At 73.6% G+C, this 23,525-nt stretch carries 18 protein-coding genes; 3 read left to right on the top strand and 15 right to left on the bottom strand.

Annotated elements, in window-relative coordinates; genetic code table 11:
* Positions 1-88 precede the first annotated feature (88 nt).
* A complete protein-coding gene (locus tag QMF80_RS05135) occupies positions 89-1,525 on the top strand; it encodes a cytochrome P450 (protein WP_283449860.1) in 1,437 nt (478 codons plus the stop codon).
* Positions 1,526-1,534: 9 nt separating this feature from the next.
* Here QMF80_RS05135 and QMF80_RS05130 read toward each other — a convergent pair whose 3' ends face one another.
* A complete protein-coding gene (locus QMF80_RS05130) occupies positions 1,535-3,082 on the bottom strand; it encodes an MFS transporter (protein ID WP_283449859.1) in 1,548 nt (515 codons plus the stop codon).
* Positions 3,083-3,164: 82 nt separating this feature from the next.
* Here QMF80_RS05130 and QMF80_RS05125 point away from each other — a divergent pair, with 82 nt between their 5' ends.
* Entirely contained in the window at positions 3,165-5,231 is a 2,067-nt protein-coding gene (locus QMF80_RS05125; protein WP_283449857.1) for a S9 family peptidase, read from the top strand.
* A 69-nt stretch (positions 5,232-5,300) separates the two neighbouring features.
* Here the strand turns inward: QMF80_RS05125 and QMF80_RS05120 are convergent, their stop codons facing one another.
* Genes QMF80_RS05120 through QMF80_RS05100 form a run of 5 tightly spaced genes read right to left on the bottom strand, consistent with a single transcriptional unit; the run spans position 5,301 to position 11,032 of the window.
* Positions 5,301-6,284 carry an ABC transporter ATP-binding protein gene (locus tag QMF80_RS05120; RefSeq protein WP_283449855.1) on the bottom strand — a complete coding sequence of 328 codons (984 nt, stop codon included), beginning with the start codon at positions 6,282-6,284 and terminating at the stop codon, positions 5,301-5,303.
* On the bottom strand, positions 6,281-7,309 hold the full coding sequence (locus QMF80_RS05115; RefSeq protein ID WP_283449853.1) for an ABC transporter ATP-binding protein: 1,029 nt from the start codon (positions 7,307-7,309) through the stop codon (positions 6,281-6,283). The genes QMF80_RS05120 and QMF80_RS05115 overlap by 4 nt, the downstream gene beginning before the upstream one ends.
* The gene (locus tag QMF80_RS05110; protein WP_283449851.1) at positions 7,309-8,295 is read right to left on the bottom strand and encodes an ABC transporter permease; all 987 of its coding nucleotides are present in this window, start codon (positions 8,293-8,295) and stop codon (positions 7,309-7,311) included. Before QMF80_RS05110 ends, QMF80_RS05115 begins: the two co-directional genes overlap by 1 nt.
* Complete coding sequence (locus tag QMF80_RS05105) at positions 8,292-9,287, bottom strand: ABC transporter permease (RefSeq protein ID WP_283449849.1); 996 nt, start codon at positions 9,285-9,287, stop codon at positions 8,292-8,294. The genes QMF80_RS05110 and QMF80_RS05105 overlap by 4 nt, the downstream gene beginning before the upstream one ends.
* A 2-nt stretch (positions 9,288-9,289) precedes the next feature.
* Positions 9,290-11,032, bottom strand: a complete 1,743-nt coding sequence (locus QMF80_RS05100; RefSeq protein WP_283449847.1) for an ABC transporter substrate-binding protein — start codon at positions 11,030-11,032, stop codon at positions 9,290-9,292.
* Between the two features lie 209 nt (positions 11,033-11,241).
* On the opposite strand from QMF80_RS05100, the gene QMF80_RS05095 reads away from it, so the two are divergent.
* Positions 11,242-13,011, top strand: coding sequence for an FAD-dependent monooxygenase (locus QMF80_RS05095; protein WP_502962772.1), 1,770 nt, complete (start codon positions 11,242-11,244; stop codon positions 13,009-13,011).
* A gap of 117 nt (positions 13,012-13,128) precedes the next feature.
* On the opposite strand, the gene QMF80_RS05090 is transcribed toward QMF80_RS05095, so the two are convergent.
* From QMF80_RS05090 to QMF80_RS05050, 9 genes are all read right to left on the bottom strand, one after another.
* Positions 13,129-13,845 carry a GntR family transcriptional regulator gene (locus QMF80_RS05090; protein ID WP_283449844.1) on the bottom strand — a complete coding sequence of 239 codons (717 nt, stop codon included), beginning with the start codon at positions 13,843-13,845 and terminating at the stop codon, positions 13,129-13,131.
* 43 nt (positions 13,846-13,888) lie between these two features.
* Positions 13,889-14,812 (bottom strand): ornithine cyclodeaminase family protein, encoded by a 924-nt coding sequence (locus QMF80_RS05085; protein WP_283450041.1) that lies wholly within the window; start codon positions 14,810-14,812, stop codon positions 13,889-13,891.
* Positions 14,813-14,871: 59 nt separating this feature from the next.
* Positions 14,872-15,909 (bottom strand): proline racemase family protein, encoded by a 1,038-nt coding sequence (locus tag QMF80_RS05080; RefSeq protein WP_283449842.1) that lies wholly within the window; start codon positions 15,907-15,909, stop codon positions 14,872-14,874.
* Complete coding sequence (locus tag QMF80_RS05075; protein ID WP_283449840.1) at positions 15,906-16,910, bottom strand: proline racemase family protein; 1,005 nt, start codon at positions 16,908-16,910, stop codon at positions 15,906-15,908. The genes QMF80_RS05080 and QMF80_RS05075 overlap by 4 nt, the downstream gene beginning before the upstream one ends.
* 49 nt (positions 16,911-16,959) lie before the next feature.
* Complete coding sequence (locus QMF80_RS05070) at positions 16,960-17,871, bottom strand: dihydrodipicolinate synthase family protein (RefSeq protein ID WP_283449837.1); 912 nt, start codon at positions 17,869-17,871, stop codon at positions 16,960-16,962.
* Between the two features lie 108 nt (positions 17,872-17,979).
* Entirely contained in the window at positions 17,980-19,473 is a 1,494-nt protein-coding gene (locus QMF80_RS05065; RefSeq protein WP_502962771.1) for an FAD/NAD(P)-dependent oxidoreductase, read from the bottom strand.
* On the bottom strand, positions 19,454-19,810 hold the full coding sequence (locus QMF80_RS05060) for a (2Fe-2S)-binding protein (protein WP_283449835.1): 357 nt from the start codon (positions 19,808-19,810) through the stop codon (positions 19,454-19,456). Before QMF80_RS05060 ends, QMF80_RS05065 begins: the two co-directional genes overlap by 20 nt.
* A complete protein-coding gene (locus tag QMF80_RS05055) occupies positions 19,807-20,940 on the bottom strand; it encodes an NAD(P)/FAD-dependent oxidoreductase (protein WP_283450038.1) in 1,134 nt (377 codons plus the stop codon). Before QMF80_RS05055 ends, QMF80_RS05060 begins: the two co-directional genes overlap by 4 nt.
* A 157-nt stretch (positions 20,941-21,097) precedes the next feature.
* Positions 21,098-23,518: a collagenase gene (locus QMF80_RS05050; protein ID WP_283449834.1), complete on the bottom strand. Its 2,421-nt coding sequence runs from the start codon at positions 23,516-23,518 to the stop codon at positions 21,098-21,100.
* Positions 23,519-23,525: the final 7 nt, after the last annotated feature.

The following is a 23,525-nucleotide window of genomic DNA, read 5'->3' as shown; positions in this document are numbered from 1 at the left end:
GTTCCGGGCGGGTCCGGGGCCGGACCCGCCCGGCCGGGGCGGGAGCCCGGCAGAATCGGCCGTCCGGTACGTGTCGAGGGGGGCGGCCATGTCAGTGGAAGCAGCGGCATCGAAGAACACAGGCGCGTCGAAGGCGGGGACCCCGCGGTTGGCGGGGGTTCCGCTGCTCGGATCGCTCTTCGACCTCACGTCGGACTCACTGGGCACCTATCTGCGGGCCCAGCGGCGGCACGGGGACGTGGTGCGGATCAGCGCCGGGCCGCCCGGGCTGCGGGCCGAGCTGCACTGCGTCTTCTCCCCGGAGGGGGCGCAGCAGGTGCTGGCCTCGGAGTCGGCTAACTTCCGCAAGGACAACCCCTTCTACCAAGAGGTGCGGGATTCCTTCGGTAACGGCCTGCTGACCAGCCAGGACGAGGACTACGTGCGCCAACGGCGGCTGGTGCAGCCGCTGTTCACCAAGCGCCGGGTCGACGGGTACGCCGCCGCGGTGGCCGCCGAGACCGCGCAGACCCTGGAGGGCTGGCGCTCGGCGCCCGGCTCCGTGGTGGACGTGTCCACCGAGATGACGCGGCTGGCCCTGCGCGCGGTCGCCCGGATCCTGTTCGGCGCCGATGTCGAGGCCACGGTCGAGGTCGTCGACCGGTGTTTTCCGGTCATCACGGAGTACGTGCTCCGGCGCGGGTACTCGCCCGCCACCCTCCCGCGGAGCTGGCCGACCCCGGCCAACCGGCGGGCGGCCGCCGCGCTGGACGAGCTGTACGGGGTCTGCGACCGGATCATCGCCGAGCGCCGCGGGGCGGGAGCCCGACCGGCGGACACGGCCCCGGGCGCGGAGGCCCGTAAGGGCGAGGACCTGCTGACCCTGCTGGCCGCGGCCCGCAGCACGGACGACGGCGCCTTCGACGCGGGCGAACTGCGCGACCAGGTGCTCATCTTCCTGCTGGCCGGGCACGAGACCACCGCCACCTCGCTGGCCTTCGCCCTGCACCTGCTGTCCCGGCATCCCGAGGCGCAGGCCCGGGCGCGCGAGGAGATATCCCGGGTGCTGGGCGACCGTACGCCCGGGGCCGCGGACCTGGAGCGGCTGCCGTACCTCACGCAGGTCCTCAAGGAGGCGATGCGGCTCTACCCGGCGGCGCCGGTCATCGGGCGCCAGGCCGTCGCCGCGTCCGAGGTAGGCGGGCACACCGTCCCGGCGGGCGCGACCGTGATCCTGGCGCCGTGGGTCACGCACCGGCACCCGGACTACTGGCCCGACCCCGAGCGCTTCGACCCGGACCGGTTCACCCCGGAGGCGGAGGCGGCCCGGCCGCGGTACGCCTGGTTCCCCTTCGGCGGCGGGCCGCGCGCCTGCATCGGCCAGCACTTCTCGATGCTGGAGTCGGTGATCGCACTGGCGATGACCCTGCGGGCGTACGGGTTCGAGGCCGTGGACGAGGAGGTTCCGGTGAGTGCGGGGATCACCCTGCGGGTCACCGGCCCGGCCCGCTGCCGGATCCGTCCGCTGCGCGGAGCCGCGCTGTAGGAGAGCGGCTCAGACGGCGGCCGGGGTGTGCGTGCCCTTCAGCCGTTCGAGGTCGGAGGGCCTCACCTGGACGACGACCAGCGCGATGACGGCCGCCACCAGGGCGAAGAGGGCCGCCACGACGAAGGCCGAAGTGACGCCGGAGGTGAGTACCTGGGCGCCGTACGGCCCGGGCAGCTGGCCCGTCTGCCGGAAGGCGGCCTTCTGCTCGGGGGTCGCGTTGGCGAGGAAGGACGGGACCTGTTTGGCCGCCTCGTTGTGGCTCGCCGTGCCGAAGAGGGTCACCAGGATGGACAGGCCCAGTGAACCGCCCACCTGCTGCATGGAGTTGAGGAGCCCGGACGCGGCTCCCGACTCGCGGTCGGGGACGTTGGAGAGGGCCATCAGCGTCAGCGACACGAACTGCATGCCCATGCCGAGGCTGAACAGGAGCATCGGGCCCAGGATGCTGCCCAGGTAGGTGGAGTGCACATCGGTGAGCGTCAGCCAGCCGAGGCCGGCCGCCGCGCACAGGGCGCCCCCCACCATGAACGGTTTGGGGCCGAACTTCGGCAGCAGTTGGGAGGTGACGCCCGCGCCGACCGCGATCACGGCGCTCACGGGCAGGAAGGCGAGCCCCGCGCGGATGGGACTGAACCCGAGCACGTTCTGCACGAAGAGGGTCAGGAAGAAGAACATCCCGAACATGGCGCAGGCGAGGAAGAGCATGATCCCGTACGTGCCCGCGCGGTTGCGGTCGGCGAACATGTGGAGCGGGGTGATCGGCTGTGGGGAGCGGCGCTCGACCAGGATGAACGCGGTGAGCAGGATGACGGCCGCGGCGAAGGACACCAGGGTGAGGGTGTTGCTCCAGCCCTCCTGCGAGGCCCGGATGAATCCGTAGACCAGGGACACCATGCCCAAGGTCGCGGTCAAGGCACCGACGAAGTCGAAGTGTCCGGGGTGGCGTTCGGACTCCCGGATCACCCTCGGGGTGGCGAGCGCGATCAGCAGGGCGATGGGGACGTTCACGAAGAGCACCCAGCGCCAGTTGAGCCATTCGACGAGTGCGCCGCCCGCCAGCAGGCCGATGGCGCCGCCGCCCGCGGAGACGCCCGCGAACACACCGAAGGCGCGGTTGCGTTCGGGTCCTTCACGGAAGGTGGTGGTGATCAGGGCGAGGGCGGTGGGGGACGCGATCGCGCCGCCGACGCCCTGGAGGGCGCGGGCCGCGAGCAACTGGCCCGCGTTCTGGGAGAATCCGCCGAGCAGCGAGGCCAGGCCGAAGAGCAGGACGCCGAAGATGAAGACGCGCCGCCTGCCGAGGATGTCACCGGTGCGGCCGCCGAGGAGCAGCAGTCCGCCGAAGGTGAGCGTGTAGGCGCTGACGACCCAGGAGAGGCTCTCGGTGGAGAACCCGAGGGCGGTCTGGATGTGCGGCAGCGCGATGTTCACGATGGTGATGTCGAGAACGACCATGAGTTGGCAGGAGGCGATGACGAGCAGTGCGAGCCCGCTCCCGCCCCCTCGGACCTTGCCATCGGTCCCGTTGATGCTCGGCGATGTGTTCGGGTCCACCGTTCGACGCTAAACCCGCTCCCCCGCGGCCACCACTCGAACGGTCTAGAACATGTGGTATTTCACATGTCACACTTTAACTATGGATGACTTCCTCCGCCTCTCCGCGGACACCCACCGGTTCACCCACGGCGCGCCCCGCGCGTTCTCCTTCGGGGACGACGGCGGGCTGCTCTGGTTCCTGCGCTCCACCGGCCCCACCGACGCCTTCGACAGCCTCTGGGTGCTCGACACCGCGACCGGCGCCGAGACCCGGCTCGCCGACCCGCGCGAGCTGTTGCCAGACGGCCCCGGCGAACTCCCCGTCGCCGAAAGGCGACTGCGCGAGCGGATCCGGCTGTACGCCGCCGGGATCGGCTCGTACGCCCTCTCCGGCGACGGCCGCCGCGCCGTCTTCTCCCTGTACGGGCGGCTCTACGGGGTCTCGGCCGACGGCGCCGGGACGCCCAAGGAGATCCCGGCCGCCTCGGCCGCCTTCGACCCGCGCCCCGCCCCCGACGGCTCGCGCACCGCCTACGTCAGCGCCGACGCCCTGTACGTCGCCCCGGGCGGGCGGGTCAGCCCCGCCGACGGAGCGCGCTGGGGCGTGGCCGAGTTCGCCGCCGCCGAGGAACTGGACCGGCCCCGCGGCCACTGGTGGTCGCCCGACGGAGCGGCACTGCTCGCCGCCCGGGTCGCCGAAGGGGCCCTCCAGCGCCGGTGGTTCGCCGATCCGGAACACCCGGAGCGCCCGGCCGAGGACTTCGCCTACCCGGAGGCGGGCGGGCCCAACGCCGACGTCCAGCTGTGGGTGCTCGGCCCCGACGGCGGGCCGGGGGTCCGGCTCGACTGGGACGCGGACACCTATCCGTACGTCTGCGAGGCGGGCTGGGAGTCGGCCGGGGAGATCCTGCTGACCGTCCAGGACCGGCTCCAGCGCACGGCGCTGCTCCTGTCCGCCGACCCGGCCACGGGGCGGACCCGGGAGCTGTCGCGCACCACGCATCCCCAGTGGGTGGACCCGCTGCCCGGCACCCCCGCGCGGCTGCCCGACGGGCGGATGCTGACCGCCGCCGACACCCCGGGCCAGGCCGCGCGGGCCCTGGCCGTGGACGGGGTCCTGGTCACGGGGGACGGCGTACAGGTGCGGAGCGTGGCGGGATTCCACGCGGGGCGCCTGCTCATCGAGGCGGGGCTGCGCGACCCCGCCGAACAGCAGGTGCTGCTCCTCGACACCGTCACCGGGGAGCTGACCCCGCTCGCGGACGGGCCCGGGACGCACACCGTCCTGGCGTCCGCCGGAGCGCTGCTGCTGACCTCGGCCGACCACGACGGGGTGCGGCGGACCGTACGGACCGCGGACGGGCGGGAGTCGAGCCCCGCCGACCTCTCCGAGCCGCTGCCGTACCGGGTGGAGCCGCTGTTCGAGCGGGTCACCGAGCACGGGATCCCCACGGCCCTGGTGCTGCCCCGCGGGCACGTCCCGGGGCGGCGGCTCCCGGTCCTGCTGGACACCTACGGCGGCCCGGGCTTCCAGGACGTCCGCGTGGAGCCCCGGCGCTGGCAGGCCCGTCAGTGGTGGGCCGACCAGGGCTTCGCGGTGGTCACGGCGGACAACCGGGGCACGCCGTACGTCTCCCCCGCCTTCACCCACGCGATGTACCGGGGCTTCTCGGAGGTGACGATGGCGGACCAGGTGGCGGCGCTGCGCGCGCTCGGCGAACGGCACCCGGACCTCGACATGGACCGGGTCGGGGTGCGCGGCTGGTCGTACGGCGGCTATCTGGCCGCGATGGGCGTGCTGCGCCACCCCGAGGTCTTCCACGCGGCCTCGGCGGGGGCCGCGCCGACCGACTTCCGGCACTACGACACGGCGTACACCGAGCGCTACCTGGGGCTGCCCGGCGAGGAGCCGGATGTGTACGAGCGGGACAGCCTGATCGGGGACGCCCCGGCACTGACCCGGCCGCTGCTGCTGATCCACGGGCTGGCCGACGACAATGTGCACCCCTCGCACTCGCTGCGGCTCTCGCGGGCGCTGACCGACGCCGGACGCCCGCACCGTCTGCTGGCGCTGCCCGGGGTGACCCACATGGCGGTGGGCGGGGTGCGGGAGAAGGTCATGGCCCAGGAACTCGCCTTCTTCCAGGAGGCGTTGGGACTGCGCTGAGCCGACGCGGCACGGGGCCCCGCGGCCGGCGATCCGGCTGCGGGGCCCCGCCCTCTTCCCCGGGTCCCGTCAGTTCCCCGGGAAGTGACAGGCCACCTCGCGGCCCGCGACGGGCCGGAGCACCGGCCGCTCGGTGCGGCAGACCTCCACCGCCTTGGGGCAGCGCGGGTGGAAGGAGCAGCCGGGCGGCGGCGCGGCCGGGCTGGGCGGATCGCCGAGCAGCACGATCCGTTCCCGCCGCCGCTCGGCCGCCGGATCCGGCAGCGGTACCGCCGACAACAGGGCCCGGGTGTAGGGGTGCTGGGGGTCGGCGTACAGCTCGCGCTTGTCGCCGATCTCCACGATCCGGCCGAGGTACATGACCGCGACCCGGTCGCTGACCCGTTTGACCACCGACAGGTCGTGCGCGATGAACACGTAGGCCAGGCCCAGTTCGCGGCGCAGCCGTTCCATCAGGTTGACGATCTGCGCCTGCACGGAGACGTCGAGCGCGGAGACCGGCTCGTCGGCGATGATCAGGCGGGGGCTGGTCGCGAGGGAACGGGCGATGCCGACGCGCTGGGCCTGGCCGCCGGAGAACTCGTGCGGGTAGCGGTCGATGTGCTCGGGGATCAGCCCCGTCAGCTCCATCAGTTCGGCGGCCCGACGGCGGGCGTCGGCCGCGCTCCAGCCCTGCACGAGGAGGGGGTCGGAGATGATCCGGGCCACGGTCTGGCGGGGGTTGAGGGAGGAGTGCGGGTCCTGGAAGACCATCTGGAGGTGGCGGCGCAGCGGTCGCAGGGCGCCCTGGGAGAGCCTGCCGATCTCCCGGCCCTCGAAGGCGATGCGCCCCGAAGTGGGCTCCAGCAGACGGACCAGCATCCGGCCGGTGGTCGACTTCCCGCAGCCCGACTCGCCGACCAGGCCCAGGGTTTCCCCGGCGGCCAGCTCGAAGGAGACCCCGTCCACCGCCCGGACGGGCGCGCCCCGGCGGCCGGTGGCGGTGCGCCTCCCGGGAAAGGTCATGGTCAGGTCGCGTACGGACAGCAGCGGCGGGGCCGGCTCACCGCTCATCGGGAGACCTCCTGGGCGGCGGGGGTGGCGGGAGCCGGGTCCGGGCCCGCGAAGTGGCAGGCCACCCGGCGCGCGGGGCCCGGGTACGGGTCGAGGGCGGGGCGGAGCGTCGTACAGCGAAGCCGCTGCGCGTCGGTGCCCGCGGCCGAGCGGGCGCAGCGCGGGGCGAAGGCGCAGCCGGGGGCGGGTTCGCTCAGTGAGGGCGGTGCGCCGGGGATGGCGCGCAGCGGCTGGTCGTCGGCGTCGTCGAGCCGGGGCAGCGAGTCGAGCAGGCCCCGGGTGTAGGGGTGGGCGGGGTCGGCGAACAACTCGTCGACCGGGGCCTGTTCGGCGGCCCGACCGCCGTACATGACGAGGACCTCGTGGGCGACCCGGGCGACCACTCCCAGGTCGTGGGTGATCATGAGCACGCCCAGGCCGCGGTCCTGCTGGAGCCGGGCGATCAGTTCGAGGATCTGGGCCTGGACGGTGACGTCGAGGGCGGTGGTGGGCTCGTCCGCGATCAGCAGGTCGGGTTCGCAGGCGAGGGCCATGGCGATCATCGCGCGCTGGCGCATGCCGCCGGAGTACTGGTGCGGGTACTCCCCCGCGCGGCGGGCCGGTTCGGGGATGCCGACCTCGCCGAGCATGTCCACGGCGCGTTTGCGGGCGGCGGCCCGGCCCGCCTTGAAGTGCACCCGGACGTGCTCGGCGATCTGCTCGCCGACGGTGTAGTAGGGGTGCAGGCTGGAGAGCGGGTCCTGGAAGATCATGGCCATTCTGCGGCCGCGCAGCCGGGAGAGTTCCTTCTCGGGAAGACCGGTGAGTTCGCGGCCGTCCAGGGCGATGGAGCCCTCGATCGCGGCGCCGCGGTGCAGTCCCATGACGGCCAGGGAGGTGACGGACTTGCCGGAGCCGGATTCGCCGACGATGCCGAGGGTGCGGCCCGCCTCGACGGTGAAGCCGAGCGAGTCCACGGCCCGTACGGTGCCGCGCGGGGTGCTGAACGTGACGCGCAGGTCGCGCACTTCAAGGAGAGCGGCCATCAGTACCTCACCCTCGGGTCGATGACGGCGTACAGGAGGTCGACGGCCAGGTTGGCGACGACGATGAAGAAGGCGGCGAGCAGGGTGACCCCGAGGACCACGGGCTGGTCGGAGCTGACCAGGGCGCCGTAGAAGAGGCGTCCGATGCCGGGGAGTCCGAAGATGGACTCGGTGATGACGGCTCCGGCGAGGAGTCCGCCGAGGTCCATGCCGAAGAGGGTGAGGATCGGGGTCATCGCGGAGCGCAGGCCGTGTTTGACGACGACGGTGCGCTCGGGCATTCCCTTGGCACGGGCGGTACGGATGTACGGCTCGGCCATGGCCTCGATCATCGAACCGCGGCTCTGGCGGGCGTACATGGCGGCGTAGAGCAGCGCGAGCGCGGTCCAGGGCAGCAGCAGGTTGGTGGCCCAGCCGAGCGGGTCGTCGGTGAAGGCCTGGTAGGTGGGGTAGGGCAGCAGGCCGGCGACGCGGATCACCCCGTAGATCAGCATCACGGAGGTGAAGTAGACCGGCAGCGAGGCGGCCGCGACGGCGCCGACCATCAGCACCTTGTCGGTGGCGGTGTCCTTGCGCAGGGCGGCGGTGACCCCGGCGCCCAGGCCGAGCAGCAGCCACAGCGCGGCGGCGCCGACGGCGAGGGAGGCGGAGACCGGGAGCCGGTCCATGAGCAGGTCCCAGACGGGCAGGGAGTTCTCGTACGAGTAGCCCAGGCACGGGAAGTCGCACCGCACGGCGTACTGGCCGGTGCCCAGGGTGCGCCCGGTGAAGATGCCGCTGAGGAAGTCGTAGAACTGGTGCCACAGGGGCTGGTCGAGACCGAGGTACGCGCGGACCACGGCGACGCGTTCCTCGCTGCAGCTCTTGCCGCAGGCGGCCGCGGCCGGGTCGGAGGGCAGGACGTAGAAGATGAGGAAGGTGACGGCGGCGATGGCGAGCAGCACCCCGGCCAGGGCGAGCAGGCGGCGCAGGAGGTAGAGGATCACGTGCGGCCGCCCCGGGGGTCGAGGATGTCGCGCAGCGCGTCGCCGAGCAGGGTGAAGGCGAGCACGGCCAGGAAGAGGAAGAGGCTGGGGATGACGAAGTACATGGGATCGGTCTCGTAGAAGGCGACGCTCTCGGCGATCATCTGGCCCCAGGACGGGGTGGGCGGGCGGACGCCGACGCCCAGGTAGCTCAGGGCGGCCTCGGTGCTGATCATGCCGGGGATGAGCAGGGTGGTGTAGGCGATGACGGGGCCGGCGACCCCGGGGAGGATGTCGCGGGTCAGGATCCGCCAGGAACTGGCGCCGCCGACCCGGGCCGCGTCGACGTACTCGCGGTGTTTGAGGGAGAGGGTCTGGCCGCGGACCACGCGGGCGATGCCGGGCCAGCCGAAGAGGCCGATGACGGCGGTCATCAGGAGGATCCGGTTGACGTCCTTGGCGACCGACAGGACCGCGATCATGAAGATCAGGGAGGGGAAGGACATGGTCAGGTCCATCAGCCGGGACAGGACGGCGTCGGTGCGGCCGCCGAAGTATCCGGCGGCGATCCCCGCGGCGGTGCCCGTGAGGACGACGATCGCGGTGGCGGCGAAGGCGATGAGGAGGGAGACCTGGGCGCCGTGGACCACGCGGGCGAACAGGTCGCGGCCGGTGACGGGTTCGACGCCGAGCCAGTGCCGGGGGCTGATCCCGCCGAGGGAACCGAGCGGGAGGCCGCCGAGGTAGGCGTCGACGGCGCTCTTGTCGTAGGTGTCCGGGGACCAGCCGCCGAGCGCGCCCAGCCAGGGGGCGGTGACGGCCATCAGCACGAAGAGGGCGACGACGGCGAGGCTGACGCGGACGGCGGGGCGGCGGCGGAGTTCCCGCCGGGCGAGCTGCCAGGGGCTGCTGCCCGGGGGGACCCGTACCGCCGCCGCCACCGGGTCCGGGCCGGTCGCGGCCGTACCGGGGCCGGGGCCGGCCGTGTCGGGGGCGGGGGCGGTGTCGGTCATGCTCAGCCCTGGCTCTTCGCCGGGTCCTTGAGCCCGACGGTCGCGTAGTCGATCTGGCCGACCCAGACCGGGTGGCCGAAGGCGCCCGCGATGTTGGGGCCGACGAGCAGCGGCTTGCGCTCCAGGAACACCGGTACGGCCGGGGACTTGGCCATGATGGCCGCGTCGAGGTCGATCCAGGCCCGGTTGGCGGTGGCGGCGTCGGGCATGGCGTTGATCTCGTCGATCCGCTTCATGGTCGCCTCGTCGCGGAACTGGCTGTTGTTGCCCTGGTTGCCCTTGGGCTTGATGGTGCGTCCGTCGAAGACGAAGGGGATCCAGGTGGAGCCGGAGGGGTAGTCCGGGCACCAGCCGCTCAGCGTCATGTCGGGGGCGGTGGACAGGTCACCGATGACGTCGTAGTAGGCGCCCGGGTCGACGGTGTCGATGACCACCTCGACGCCCGCGCGGGCCAGGCCCTGCTGGACGGCTTCGGCCTTGCCCTTGTCACCGGTGGAGACGGCGAGGGTGACCTTCAGGGTCTCCTTGCCCGCGCCCTTGAGGATGTCCTTGGCCTTGGCCGGGTCGCCCGCCGGGGGGATCTTCAGGGTGTCGGCCTGCTTGCCGCCGGAGAGCGCGGGCGGCAGGTAGGCGGTGGCGACCTCGTTGAGGGCCGGACCGCCGCCCGCCGTGATCACGGCCTCCTTGTCGACCGCGTACTGCATGGCCTCGCGGACCTTGGGGTCGTCGAAGGGGGCGCGGGAGTTGTTGAGCGAGAGCATCTCGGTGCAGCCCTGGGACTCGGCGAGCAGCCGCTGCTTGACGTCCGGCTTGGGCAGCACCTTGGGGGCGCTCTCGGGCCGCATGTTGGACCATTCCACACTGGAGGCGTCGACGCCCTCGCCCGCGATGATCCGGTCGTCGATCTGGCCGCCCTTGAGGCCCATGACGACCACGAACTTGTCGGGGTAGGCCTTGCGGACGCTGTCCGTCTTGGGATCCCAGTGCTCGTTGCGGACCAGGACGAGCTTCTTGTCCCGGTCGTAGGACTCGATCTTGTACGGGCCCGAGGAGAAGGGGCGGGCGTCGTACTGGGTGCCCTTCTCCTGGGACTGCGGGACGGGCGCGAAGGTGGGCAGCGTCGCGGTGGCGGAGAACTCGGCGACGGGTCTCTTCAGTTCGAAGACGATCGTGCGGTCGTCGGGGGCCTTGACCGAGTCCAGGTGCTTGCCCTGGAGGGGGCCCTTGTAGCCCTCCGTACCGGCCAGGTACTGGGCGGCGTAGTCGGGGCCGCCGGTGAGGTCCGGGGCGAAGGAGCGCTCGACGTTGTACTTGATGTCGGCGGCCTTGATGGGCGAGCCGTCCTCGTACTTCAGGCCCTCTTTGAGGGTGAAGGTCCAGGTGCGGCCGCCGTTGGTGGGGGTGCCGAGGTCGGTGGCGAGGTCGGGGACGAGCTCACTGCCCGCCTTGCCCGGCTCGGCCTTGAAGGTGACCAGGGTGCGGTAGAGGAGCCGGGTACCGAAGTCCATGGTCGGCATGACCCAGTTGCGGGCCGGGTCCAGGTGGGCGAAGTCCTGGTTGGAGAGGACCGTGAGGGTGCCGCCCTTGACCGGGGCGCCGCCGATCGCCTTGCCGTCGTTGGCGGCGGCCGGGTTGGCCCCGCCCGCCTCGCCCTTCTTGGCGGCGGGGTCGGAGCAGCCCGAGGCGCCGAGCGCGAGAGCCGCCACCAGGGCGGTGGCGAGGGCGAGTTGATGGCGCTTGGTCATGGTCACTCCAGGGAAGGAACAGCACTCTGCGATGTGACCGGTAACATAGTAATGTGAAATTGTACTGACAAGGGGTCTGCGTCGCCGTTATCCAGCCGTGTCCAAAAGCGGGGGCGCGCCGGGCGTTCGGGGTCCGCCTCACCTCGCGTCGCGATCCGGCTCGCCCCGCGGTCCGGCCCGGCTCGCCCCGCTCACGCGGCCGGGCGACCATGAGGAAGGGGATCGCTCCGTTCCGGGGCCAGGCGCTGGGAGGCAGGGTGGCGCACACCCGCACGACACCAGACGTACTGATCGTGGGCGCGGGCCCGGTCGGACTGAGCGCGGCCGTCGAGCTGACCCGGCTCGGCGTGGGCTGCCGACTCGTCGACCGGCTTCCCGCGCGCCTGCCGTACGCGAAGGCGGTCGGCATCCAGCCGCGCACACTGGAGATCTGGGACCGGACCGGCCTGGCGCGCGCCGTGGTGGAGGCCGCCGTCCCGCTGTGTGGTCAACTGATCTACGTCGACGGCCGGGAGCAGGCCCGGATCGAGCTGGAGCTGCCGCCCGACATCCCGTACGGGTTCGCGGCGTTGCCGCAGAACGAGACCGAGCGCCTCCTCGAAGAACACCTCGCCTCGCTGGGCGCCGCCATCGAACGCGGCACCGAACTGCTCTCGTTCACCCAGGACGAGGACGGGGTCAGCACCCGGCTGCGGAGCGCCTCCGGGGCCGAGGAGGAGCTGCGGGTCCGCTATCTGATCGGCTGCGACGGAGCGCACAGCGCCGTGCGCAAGGGCCTGGGCCTCGCGTTCGAGGGCGGGGCGTTTCCGGAGGAGTACATGCTGGCCGACGTCGAGGCCGACTGGGACCTGCCGCACGGGTACGGCCTGCGGTCCATCCGCCTCGCCGACGACGGCTCCACCGACGACCTGCTCGTCTGCATCCCGCTCCCCGGCACCGGGCGCTACCGCATGTCGATGCTGGTGCCGCCCGAACTCTCCACGCGGGCAGCGGCGACGGCGGCGGGTCCGGGTGCGGGCGACGGCGTGGAGCACGGGCTGGAGGGTGGCCTGGAGGGCGGCCGCGTCCCGACGCTGGCCCACATCCAGGCCGTCGTGGACCGCCTGGCCCCGCGGCCCGCCACCCTCTCCCGGATGCGCTGGTCGTCCGTGTTCCGCATCAGCCACCGGATCGTCGACCGGTATCGCGGCGGGCGGGTCTTCGTCGCGGGGGACGCCGCCCACATCCACCCGCCCACCGGCGCCCAGGGCATGAACACCGGCGTCCAGGACGCCTGCAACCTGGCCTGGAAACTGGCCCTCGTCCTGCGGGAGGCGGCCGGGCCCGCCCTGCTCGCCAGTTACGACGCCGAGCGCCGCCCCGTCGGCGAGGAGGTCGTCGGCCGGACCGTGCGGCACGCCCGGCAGGGCAGGGACAGCGACCCGGACGACCCGCGGACCCGGCTGCTTCGCGAGGCGCAGCTCCTGCTCGACTACCGGGACGGACCGCTCGCCGGGAGCCCGTACGGACCTCACGGCGCGCCGCGGCCCGGCGACCGGGCCCCCGACTGCGCGGGCCTTCGCCTGCCCCTGACCGCCTACCCGCTGCGCCTGCTGGACGTCCTGCGCGGGCGCACCGGGCACGTGGTGCTGCTGTACGGGGCGGACGCGACGGCCCTGGCCGGGGCCGCGGGGGCGGTCCGGGAGGCGGGGGCGCCCCTGTTCGCCGGGGGCTCCGCGGGCGGGCCCGCCCTGGAGGCCATCGCGGTACTGGCCCGCGACAGCACACCGGGCGAACCGGGAACCGACGGCGCGCCCGGTGTTCCCGACGTGCCCTGCTACCGGGACGGCGCCGGGGAGTTCGCGCGCCTCTACGGCGCCGACGGCCCGACCGGTTTCATCGTCCGGCCGGACGGCTACCTCGGCAGCCGCTTCCCGCTCGCCGACACGGCGGCGGCCGTGTCCGGCTACCTGACGGCCCTGTCCGTACCGGAGCCGTGAGGCGACGGCCCTGGGCGGACGACACGCCCCAGGGAGACGGGACGACCTAGTGCCGCGTCAGGCAACGTTCGCCCCGTCGCGACGCTCCTCAACGGGCAAACATTGCCTGACGCGGCACTAGGCCTGGACGCCCGAGCCGAGGCCGCCCGGGGTGCGGCCCACCGGTTCGTCGCGGCCCTGGGCCCACAGGGAGCGGACGTGGCCCAGGTGGCGCGTCATGCACGCCTGGGCCGCCGCCGCGTCCCCGGCGATCATCAGATCGAGCAGCTCGACGTGTTCCTCGGCGGAGGAGACCAGCTTGCCCGCCTCGTCGAGGCCGGTCAGCCCGTACAGCCGGGAGCGCTTGCGCAGGTCGCCGACGGTCTCGACCAGCCGGTCGTTGCCCGCGAGGGCCAGCAGGGACAGGTGGAAGCGGCGGTCCGCCTCCAGGTAGCCGATCAGGTTGTGCTCGCGGGCGCTGGTGACGATCTCCTGGGCGACCGGCCGCAGCGCTTCCAGCTGTTCGGCGGTGGCGATCTCGGTGATCCGGCCGATGGTCGGCACCTCGATCATGGTGCGCAGTTCGGTGTACTGGTCCAGGTCCCGCTCGCTGACCTCGGTGATCCGGAAGCCCTTGTTGCGTACGGGCTCCACCAGGCCTTCGCGGGCCAGGTCCAGCATCGCCTCGCGCACGGGGGTGGCGGAGACCCCCAGTTCGGCGGCCAGGCCCGGGGCCGAGTAGACGTTCCCGGGACGGAGTTCACCCGCTATCAGGGCGGCCCGGAGGGCGTGTCCGACCTGGTCGCGGAGCCGCTCCTGCGCCTTGATGAGACTGTGCTGCTTCAGGTCACCCATAGCTGTCGTTCCTCCGAGAATCGCAGAGGCACAGCGTACAATGTCACGTTTCGCTGTGGCCTCCCGCCAGCGCTGCCGTATACAGCGCCTGCGCCACGACAAGATCCTCCCAGGCCATCCCGACACTCTTGAAGAGCTGTGGACAACCCGCCGCTCCCCCGCCGCCCATCCGGCCCGTGACCAGGTCAGCGAGGGTGCCGTTGATATGACCGGGCCCCACGGCCCCTTCCGCCTCCGGCACCAGCAGGTCCCCGGCCTCCCGCAGCGCGGCCGCGCGGGACTCGACGTACACGACAGACCGCCGGACCAGGGCCGTGTCCGTCTCCCGGGCGTCCGGCTCGTGCGAGCCGACCGCGATGACGGTGGCCCCGGGGGCCACGAGCCGCCCGTCGAAGAGGGGTTCGCGGGAGGTGGTGCAGCACACGACCAGGTCGGCCCCCGCCACGTCACCGGGGCCGCCGGTCCGGGCCGGGACCCCGAGGGTGCGGGCGTACCGGGCCAGCTTCTGCGCACCCTCGGGTGTGCGCGTCACGACCACCGCCCCGGCCAGCTCCCGTACCGCGAGCAGCGCTTCGAGGTGCCCGTACGCCTGCGGACCCGACCCGAACAGCACCAGCCGCAGGGGGGGCCCGGCCGGGGCCAGGTGGCGCAGCGCGAGGGCGGAGACCGCCGGGGTGCGCAGGGCGGTGAGCGCCGCGCCGTCGAGCAGGGCCAGCGGGCTCAGGGTGGGGCCGTCCAGCAGCAGGTAGCACCCGGTGATCCGGGGAAGCCCGCGCGCCGGGTTGCCGGGGGCCACCCCCGCGATCTTCACCCCGGCGTACGCGCCGGACGCGGCGGGCATCAGGAGGAGTTCGCCGCCGGGGACGGCCAGCCCGGTGCGCGGCGGGCAGGCCTCGGGGTCGAGCCCGCCGCGCAGGGCGTCGGCCAGGGCGTCGGCGGCCCCGACCGGGGTGAGCAGCCCGGCCATCGACGCGGCGTCCAGCCGCAGCGGCGCGTCGAGGCGGCCGTCCGCGGGACCCGGGCCGTTCACAGGGCGAATCCGGTGCCGAGCACGTCGTGCGGGTCCACCGTGAAGGTGTGTTCCCCCGTGCGGTGGGCGGCGCCGTGGACCTCGGTGACCAGCCCGTCCGGGCCCGCCGGCAGCACGGCCCGGCCGGTGAAGAGGGTGCCGGTGACCGATTCGTGGAGCAGGTCCTCGCCCGGGCCGAGCCGGCCGTCCCCGGCGAGCAGGGCGAGGCGGGCGGAGGTGCCCGAACCGCAGGGCGAGCGGTCGATCTGGCCGTCCCCGAACACGGTGACGTTGCGCTGGTGCGGTCCGAAGGGGGTGTCGGGCAGCTCCTCGTACAGGATCACTCCGTACACCCCCGACAGCAGCGGACTCCCCGGGTGCCAGGTGCCGGGGTGGGTGGCCAGCGCCGCCCGGATCTCCTTCCCGGCCCGCACCAGCTCGGGCAGCGCGGCCCGGCTCACGTCCAGGCCGAGGTCCCGTGCGGCGACCGAGGCGTAGCAGGCCCCGGCGTGCGCGAGGTCCACCTCGGCGAGCCCGAAGGTGGTGGCCACGGGCACCTTGCGGGCAGTGACCCGGGCCGGGACGTTGCGGAAGGTGACCCCGGTGGTGCGGCCCTCCGCGCGGTGCACGGTGGCGGTGACCCGCCCGGACGGTACGTCGATGCGCACCTGGGCGTCACCGTCGTGCGGGGCGGTGACGAGGCCGGTGTCCACCGCCCAGACCCCGAGTGCCATCGTGCCGTGCCCGCAGGCGGTGGAGTAGCCGTCCTTGTGCCAGAACAGCACCCCGAAGTGGGCGCCGTCGTCGTCGGGGGGCACCACGAACCCTCCGTACATCCCGGAGTGCCCGCGCGGCTCCTGGACGAGCAGGCGGCGTACGTCGTCCAGCGCGCCCCGGCGCGGCGCCGTGCCGGAACCGCCGGGGCCGATGGCGGTGGCGCAGCGCTCGGCGACCGTGTCGCCGGGGACCGGCGGGAGCCCCCCGGCGACGATCCGGAAGGGTTCACCGGCCGTGTGGTAATCGGTGGTGCGGACGGGCGGGTGCGCGGCGCTCACAGCTGGAACCCCGTGGGGAAGGGGTCGCGGGGGTCGAGGAAGTACTGGGCCGTGCCGGTGATCCAGGCGCGGCCCGTGACGGTGGGGACGACGGCGGGCAGGCCGCCGACGGTGGTCTCGGCGACGAGCCTGCCGGTGAACTCGGTTCCGATGAAGGACTCGTTGACGAAGTCCCGGCCGATCGGCAGGAGGTGACGGGCGTGCAGCTGGGCCATCCGCCCGGAGGTGCCCGTACCGCAGGGCGAGCGGTCGAACCAGCCGGGGTGGATGGCCATGGCGTGCCGGGAGCGTTCGGCGTCGGAGCCGGGGGCGGTGAGGTAGACGTGCTTGAGCCCGCTGATGGCGGGGTCCTCGGGGTGGACGGGCCGGTTCTCGCCCGCGTTGACGGCGCCCATGATCGCGAGTCCGGCGGTGAGCAGGTCGTCGCCCCGGGCCCGGTCGAAGGGCAGCCCCAGGGAGTCGAGCTCGACGAAGGCGTAGAAGTTGCCGCCGTAGGCGAGGTCGTAGGTGACGACGCCGTATCCGGGGACCTCGGCCTTGAGGTCGAGGCCGACGCAGAAGGAGGGCACGTTGGTGAAAGTAACGTGCTCGGCGACCCCGTCCGCGACCTGGACGTCCACGCTGACCAGGCCCGCCGGGGTGTCGAGCCGGACGGTGGTGACCGGTTCGACGACGGGCACCATGCCGGTCTCGACCAGGACCGTGGCCACCCCGATAGTGCCGTGCCCGCACATCGGCAGCAGGCCGGACACCTCGATGTAGAGGACGCCGAAGTCGGCGTCGGGGCGGGTCGGCGGCTGGAGGATCGCGCCGCTCATGGCGGCGTGCCCGCGCGGTTCGTTCATCAGCAGGGTGCGGATGTGGTCCATGTGCGCGATGAAGTGGAGCCGTTTGTCGGCCATGGTGGCGCCGGGGATCACCCCGACTCCGCCGGTGATCACCCGGGTGGGCATGCCTTCGGTGTGCGAGTCCACGGCGTGGTAGACGTGACGGGTACGCATGGAGTCCCCCTGGGATCTCGGCTGAACGGACCGTGCGGCAGCGGACGGCCTAGTTGAGGCCTTCGGCGAGGGCCTTCTCGGTGGCGGCGCGGACGGCGGCCTCGGTGTCGCCGGTCAGCGGGAAGCGCGGCGGCCGGGTGGCTCCGCCGGGGCGGCCGGCCAGGTCCATGGAGAGCTTGATGGCCTGGACGAATTCGGTCTTGGAGTCCCAGCGCAGCAGGGGGTGCAGGGACCGGTAGAGGGGCAGCGCGGTGTCCAGGTCCCCTGCGACGGCGGCCCGGTAGAGGGCCGCGCAGGAGTTCGGCAGGGCGTTGGGGTACCCGGCGATCCAGCCGACGGCTCCGGCCAGGGCCAGTTCGAGCAGCACGTCGTCCGATCCGATCAACAGATCCAGGCCCGGGGCGAGTTCGGCGATCTCGTAGGCACGGCGGACGTCCCCGGTGAACTCCTTGACCGCGACGATGCTGGCGTCGGAGTGCAGCCGGGCGAGCAGCGGCGGGGTGAGGTCCACCTTGGTGTCGATCGGGTTGTTGTACGCGACGACGGGGACCCCGGCCTTGGCGACCTCGGCGTAGTGGGCGCGTACGGCGTCGTGGTCGGCGCGGTAGGCGTTCGGCGGGAGCAGCAGGACGGAGCCCGCGCCCGCCTCGGCGGCCTGGTCGGCCCACCGGCGGGCCTCGGCGCTGCCGTAGGCGGCGACGCCGGGCATCACGCGGTCGCCGTCGCCCGCCGCCTCGACGGCGGTGCGCACGACGCGCGCCCGCTCCTCGTCGGTGAGCGTCTGGTACTCGCCGAGCGAGCCGTTGGGGACGACCCCGTCGCAGCCGTTGGCGATGAGCCAGGCCACGTGGTCGGCGTAGGCGTCGTAGTCGACGGAGTGGTCCTCGCGCAGCGGCAGCGCGGTGGCGACCATGATTCCGTGCCAGGGCTGCGATCGGGGCGGGGTGTGCGCGTGGTTCATGGCAAGGCTCCTTATGTGATGTGTGACATTTTACTAGTTCTGGCAGGGCGGCCACAAGAGGCGCGGCCCCCCGGTCGGCCACCCGTGCCCGGTCGGTGGTCCCCCCGGTCAGCGGTCCGCGGGGGCTTCGCCGACGGGCGGCACGGCGGCCAGCGCGGCGAGCTGCCCCAGCGGCACCGGGCAGGACAACGGCCGCCGGTCGGCGCTCACTTCGCCGCCCGCCAGCGCGGCCACGGCCGCGCCGCACATCCGGCCCTGGCACCAGCCCATCCCGGCCCGGGTGAGCAGTTTGACGGTACGGGCGTCCCGCGCGCCGAGGTCGGTGACCGCCTCCCGGATCCGCCCGGCCGGAACCTCCTCGCAGCGGCAGACATCGGTGTCCTCCCGCAGCCATCCGGTCCACCCGGGGCCCGGGCGGTGGGCCGCGCCCATCGCGTCGGCGAAGCCCCGCAACCGGTCCCGGCGGCGCGCAGCCCCGGCCGGGGCGGGCCTGCCCGCGATCGAGTGCGCCGCCAATTCACCCTCGGCCAGCGCGAGTTCGGCTCCGCCGACGCCGCCGGTCTCGCCCGCCGACCAGACACCGGGAACCGAGGTGCGCTGGTCCCCGTCGAGGTCGAGCGCGACGGCGCCGTCCGCCGCCCGGACCGTGGCGCAGCCGAGGCCCGTGGCCAGCTCCAGCTGGGGCACCAGGCCGTGGCCGACGGCGAGCGCGTCGCAGGGGATCCGGCGTCCGCTGCCGGGCACGGGCCGCCACTCCCGGTCGAGCCGGGCGACCACCACGGCCTCCACCCGGTCGGCGCCCAGCGCCTCGACGACGGCGTGCCGGGTCAGCAGCCGCACCCGGTGCCGGGCCAACAACCCCCCGTACAGCGCGCCTTCGGCGAGCTTGCCGGGGTTGCGCAGCAGGTCGGGCACCCGGCTCGCATAGGCCGTGTAGGAGGCGGCCTCCGCCACCACGGGCACCCGGGCCCCGGCGGCGGCCAGGGATCCGGCGACGGCGAGCAGCAGCGGGCCGCTGCCCGCGACCACGATCCGGCGGCCGGGCAGCACCAGGCCGCCCTTGAGCATGGCCTGCGCTCCCCCGGCCCCCACGACCCCGGGCAGGGTCCAGCCGGGGAAGGGCAGGTGACGCTCGTGGGCTCCGGTGGCCAGCAGCAGGGCGCGGGCCCGCAGGGTCGCGGGGCGCTCGTCCTCCCCGCGGAGTCCCGCGACGGCGTGCAGCAGCCACCCGGCCGCCGCGGCGCCGGGATCCGGGACCACCGCCCAGACGTGGTGCGCGGGCAGCCAGGTGATCCGGCCCGCCGACTCGTGGGCGCGCAGGCGCCGTTCGAGGCCGCGGAAGGCGGCCCAGCCGTGGTGCAGGGCCTCGGGGCGGGCGGCGCCGAGGGCGGGGGCGGGGTGGCGGTAGTACTGGCCGCCGGGCCGCTCCCCCGCGTCGACGAGGGTGACCCGCAGGCCGAGGTCGGCGGCGGTGACGGCGGCGGCGAGCCCGGCCGGACCCGCCCCGACCACGGCGAGGGCGACCTGCCCGGCGGGGCCCTCGGCACTGCGGGCGCTCGCGGCGCTGCCGGGGCGGGCGGGTTCAGACGGCGAGGTCGGCACGGCCGGTTCCCTCCTGGGTGGTGACGGTGTCGCCGGGGCGGACCGGGACCAGGCAGGCGCGCTGGTTGGGGCGGCCGTTGACGGTGACGAGGCAGTCGTAGCAGCTGCCGATCCCGCAGAACGCGCCGCGCGGGGCGCCCCCTTCGCGGGTGGTGCGCCAGGCGAGGATGCCCGCGGCCCACAGGACGGCGGCGATGCTCTGTCCGGCCTGCGCGGGGAGCGTACGGCCGTCGAACTCCACGGTGTGCACGGCCTCGGGCGCGCCGCCGACGAGGTCGCGCGGCCCACCGGGGCGGCGGATGCCGGGGATGCGGCGCGGGCGGGGCGAGCCGGTCATCGGACGTCCTCCGGGAAGCGGTCGGGGCGGAAGGGGCCGGGATCCAGCGGGAGTTCACGCCCCGCGAGGGCGGCGGCGATCATCAGCCCGGTGCCGGGCGCGAGGCCGATGCCCGCGCCCTCGTGCCCGACGGCGTGCAGCAGTCCGGGAACCCGGGGGTCGGGGCCGATCGCCGGGAGGTGGTCCGGCAGGTAGGGGCGGAAGCCGTGGTAGGCGCGCAGCACCCGGACATCCGCGAGGACCGGGAAGAGGGCGACCGCCTGTGCGGCGAGGCGGCGCAGGGCCTCGGTCGACAGGGCGCGGTCGAAGCCGACGCGCTCCCGGGTGGCCCCGATGAGCACCGGTCCGGCCGGGGTGCCCTCGACCACGGCGGAGGACTGGAGGGCGGCGGAGCCGCTGGCCACGTCGGCGATGTAGTCGGCGGCGTACACCTTGTGGCGCACGACGCGCGGCAGCGGTTCGGTGACCAGGACGAAGCCCCGGCGGGGCAGGACGGGCAGGGTGGTGCCCGCGAGCGCGGCGACGGCGCCGCCCCAGGTGCCCGCCGCGTTCACCACGGCCGGGGCGTGCAGTACGCGGCGCGGGGTGCGTACGCCCCGTACCGCGCCCGCGCCGTCCAGGACCACGGCGGTGACCTCCTCGCCGAGGTGGACCCGGGCGCCGGAGGCGGCGAGCAGCCGGGCCGCCGCCTGGGCTGGCTGGACCTGGGCGTCCTGGGGGTAGTGGAAGCCGCCCGCGAGGCCTGGGGCGAGGTGCGGCTCCAGGGTGTGGAGGTCCGCCCCCGCAACCTCGGCGGCCGTCACCCCGGCGGCGCGCTGGCCGTCGGCGAAGACCCGCAGGGCCTTGAGGGTGGCTTCGTCGGGGGCGACGACCAGGCCGCCCTTGGCCTCGTACTCGGTCTGTTCCGCGAGGGTGGCGGCCAGCTCGCGCCACAGCCGGGTGGAGAGCAGCGCGAGGTCGAGTTCGGGGCCCGGCCCCTTGTCGGAGACGAGCAGGTTGCCTTCTCCGGCGCCGGTCGTGCCGCCCGCGACGGGGCCCCGGTCGACGACGGCTACGGAGAGTCCGGCTCGGGTGGCGTAGTACGCGCAGGCGGCTCCGACGACTCCGGCGCCGATGATGACGGCGTCCAGGTGTGCGGGCCGGCGCGTGGCCCGGGCGGTGGCCGGGGGTGCGTCCGTGGGTGGTCTCTTGGGCACGGCAGTAATATGTCACATTCTTTAGTGGTCATCCAGGGTGTGATCCGGGCCGGCCCGTCCCCCCGTCGGGCAAGGACCGGCCCGGACCGGATCAGCTGCGCAGCGGGCCCTCGCAGGTGTACGGCGAGGTACCGGCTACCTTGTTCGACCAGATCTCCAGCGCGCCGAAGGAACAGTTCATGTCGGCCAGGTTGTTGGAGACCGACCCCGCCCGGTCGAGAATGAAGTAGTCGACCGTCTCGGACATGTCCTTGAAGTTCTGGTCGTCGCTGCGCCAGTTCTTCAGGGTCGCGGTGATCCGCCCGGTGCAGGTGAACCGGCGCTTGCCCGGGTCCCCGTTCTCCACGCAGTCCGGGGTGTTGTAGGTGGCGGTGGCGAAGGCCGACTTCACCGACGCGAGCGCGGAGTCGCGCAGCTGGTCGTTGGGGGTGAAGACGGTGTTCGGCACGTACAGGCCGTTCACCTTGGCGATCTGCGCGTCGAGGAAGCGGTCGTAGTCGCGCTGGAGGTAGGTGTCCGCCCCCATGCGGTGGCGCCAGGCGTCGTAGGCGGCGACATCGTTCGCGCGCAGGTCGGCGTACATCTCGCGCAGCAGCGAGGGCTTCTCGGTCCACAGGAACTCGAAGAAGGTGCCCGCGTAGTTGTAGAAGCGGAAGCCGTCGCCGTCGTAGGTGGCGTTCAGCAGCTGCTCCACGCTCATCCGCGGGCCCCCGCCCGAGGTGTCGCTCATGATGCCCTTGACCAGGGACTTTCGCACCGCGATGCCGTTGTCGCGGGTCGCGCCGTCGAAGAACTCCGCGGTGCCCTCGTCCATCGCGGTCGTCCGGTCCCCCTCGTACCAGGGGCCCTGGCCGAAGAACCCCGGTACCGCGAAACGGCCGTTGAGGTAGTGGGTGTACTCGTGGCGGAACAGCTCCTCCAGAGTGAGGGAGGAGTCCTGCGGCACCCGGCGCTGGTAGGTGTAGAAGGTGGCGCCGTTCTCGATGTAGACGCCGCCGTTGTTGGTGCCCATGCCGGTGAGGATGGGGTGGTAGTTCTCGTAGTCGGCGCGGGAGGCGTACAGCACGATGTTCAGCGTGGTGTTGGGGTCCCCGGCGAGCGGCTGGTCGGTGCCGAGCACCCGGTGGAACTGGGTCTTGACCTGCTTGCTCGCGTAGTAGAGCTGGTCGACGGTGGCCCGGTCGAGGGCGGTGCGGACCTTGATGCCGCCGTTGTCGTAGGAGTAGGTGTAGGGGAAGAGCTGCTTCTCGATGTCGTCCTTGCACACCCCGTACGGCTTGCACGCGTCGTAGACGTTGAGCCAGGACACCAGCTTGGCCCACTGCTCGCTGCCGTTGCCGAAGGTCGCCTTGACCGGGCCGAGCAGGGCCCCGAGGTCCGCCGCGATCGGCTGCTGCAGCCCCTCGACCTGGCCGAACCGGCCGTACTCGCCGAGCGCGTCGCGCGCCGCCCACGCGTTGCCGGTGCCCTTGAGGTGGCCGTAGGAGGCGTAGGCCTTGAAGGCGGCCCGGTAGGCCGGGTCGGCGGCGACCGCGGTGTGGAAGGCCGCGTCGTTGTTGCCCGGGTACACACCCAGGTAGTTGACGGACAGCGCGGCGAGCACCGCGCCGGCCCAGGAGGCGTCCTGGTTGGTCTGCGGATGGGCCGCGTCCAGGGTGGGCAGGACGTTCTTGATCAGGCCCAGCTGGTGCTGGCGCAGGCCCGGGGCGCTGGCCGCGTAGAGGGCCTCGCGCAGGGTGCGGGCGTTGGAGGCGCTGACGTCGAAGGTGCGGGCGGCGCCGCCGAAGTCGGCGATCGCGCGGCGCATCGCGTCGACCGTCGGGGCGTCGGTGATGTCGATCTCGGTGCGCGAGTAGTCGTGGTAGGCGACGGCGTGCAGGTACGTGAACATCTCCTCCAGGTGCGAGGAGTTACGGCCGTCGTGGGCGGCGGCCAGGCTGGATATCCGGCGCGAGACGGCCTGGACGTGGGCATCCGACATCACCGGGGCGAGACGCGCGTCCCAGGTCCAGATGAGCCCGCGCAGGCAGCCGTCGGCGGTGACGTCCGGGTCGGCGAGGAAGTCGGCGAGGCGCTCGGGGCTGAGGCCGGTGATGCCGTCGAGGGTGCAGGGGACGCCTGCGGCGAGCAGCCGGTTCGCCGCGCCCTGACCGCCGGCCTTCTCCGCCCCCCGGTCGGCGAGCCGGGTGGCGCTCGGGGCGGTGGCCGGGGCGGGACCGGCGATCTTCCCGGCGGACTGGGCGGCGCCCTGGCCCGTACCGGGGGCGGGAGCCGGGGCGGGGGTGGGCGCCGGGGCGGTGGCGAGTCGGTCGACCTCGTCGAACGGGTTCTGACCGGGGGCCGCGGCCGGGGCGGCGGGCGCGGCCGCGGCCGCGGCCGGGGCGAACGTCGAGGGGACCGGGGACGGTCCGGTCTCGGCCGCCTGGGTCACGGCCTGGCCCGCGGCGGCGAGGAGGGTCACCGTGACGGCGGCGGCGAGGAGGGACGTACGCACAGCTCTGTGCTGGGACACCGAGAAC

The sequence above is a fragment of the Streptomyces sp. G-G2 genome (assembly GCF_030063135.1).
Lineage (GTDB): Bacteria > Actinomycetota > Actinomycetes > Streptomycetales > Streptomycetaceae > Streptomyces.
The sequence above is the reverse complement of the archived record's forward strand: the minus strand, read 5'-3'. Positions and strand labels throughout refer to the sequence as shown.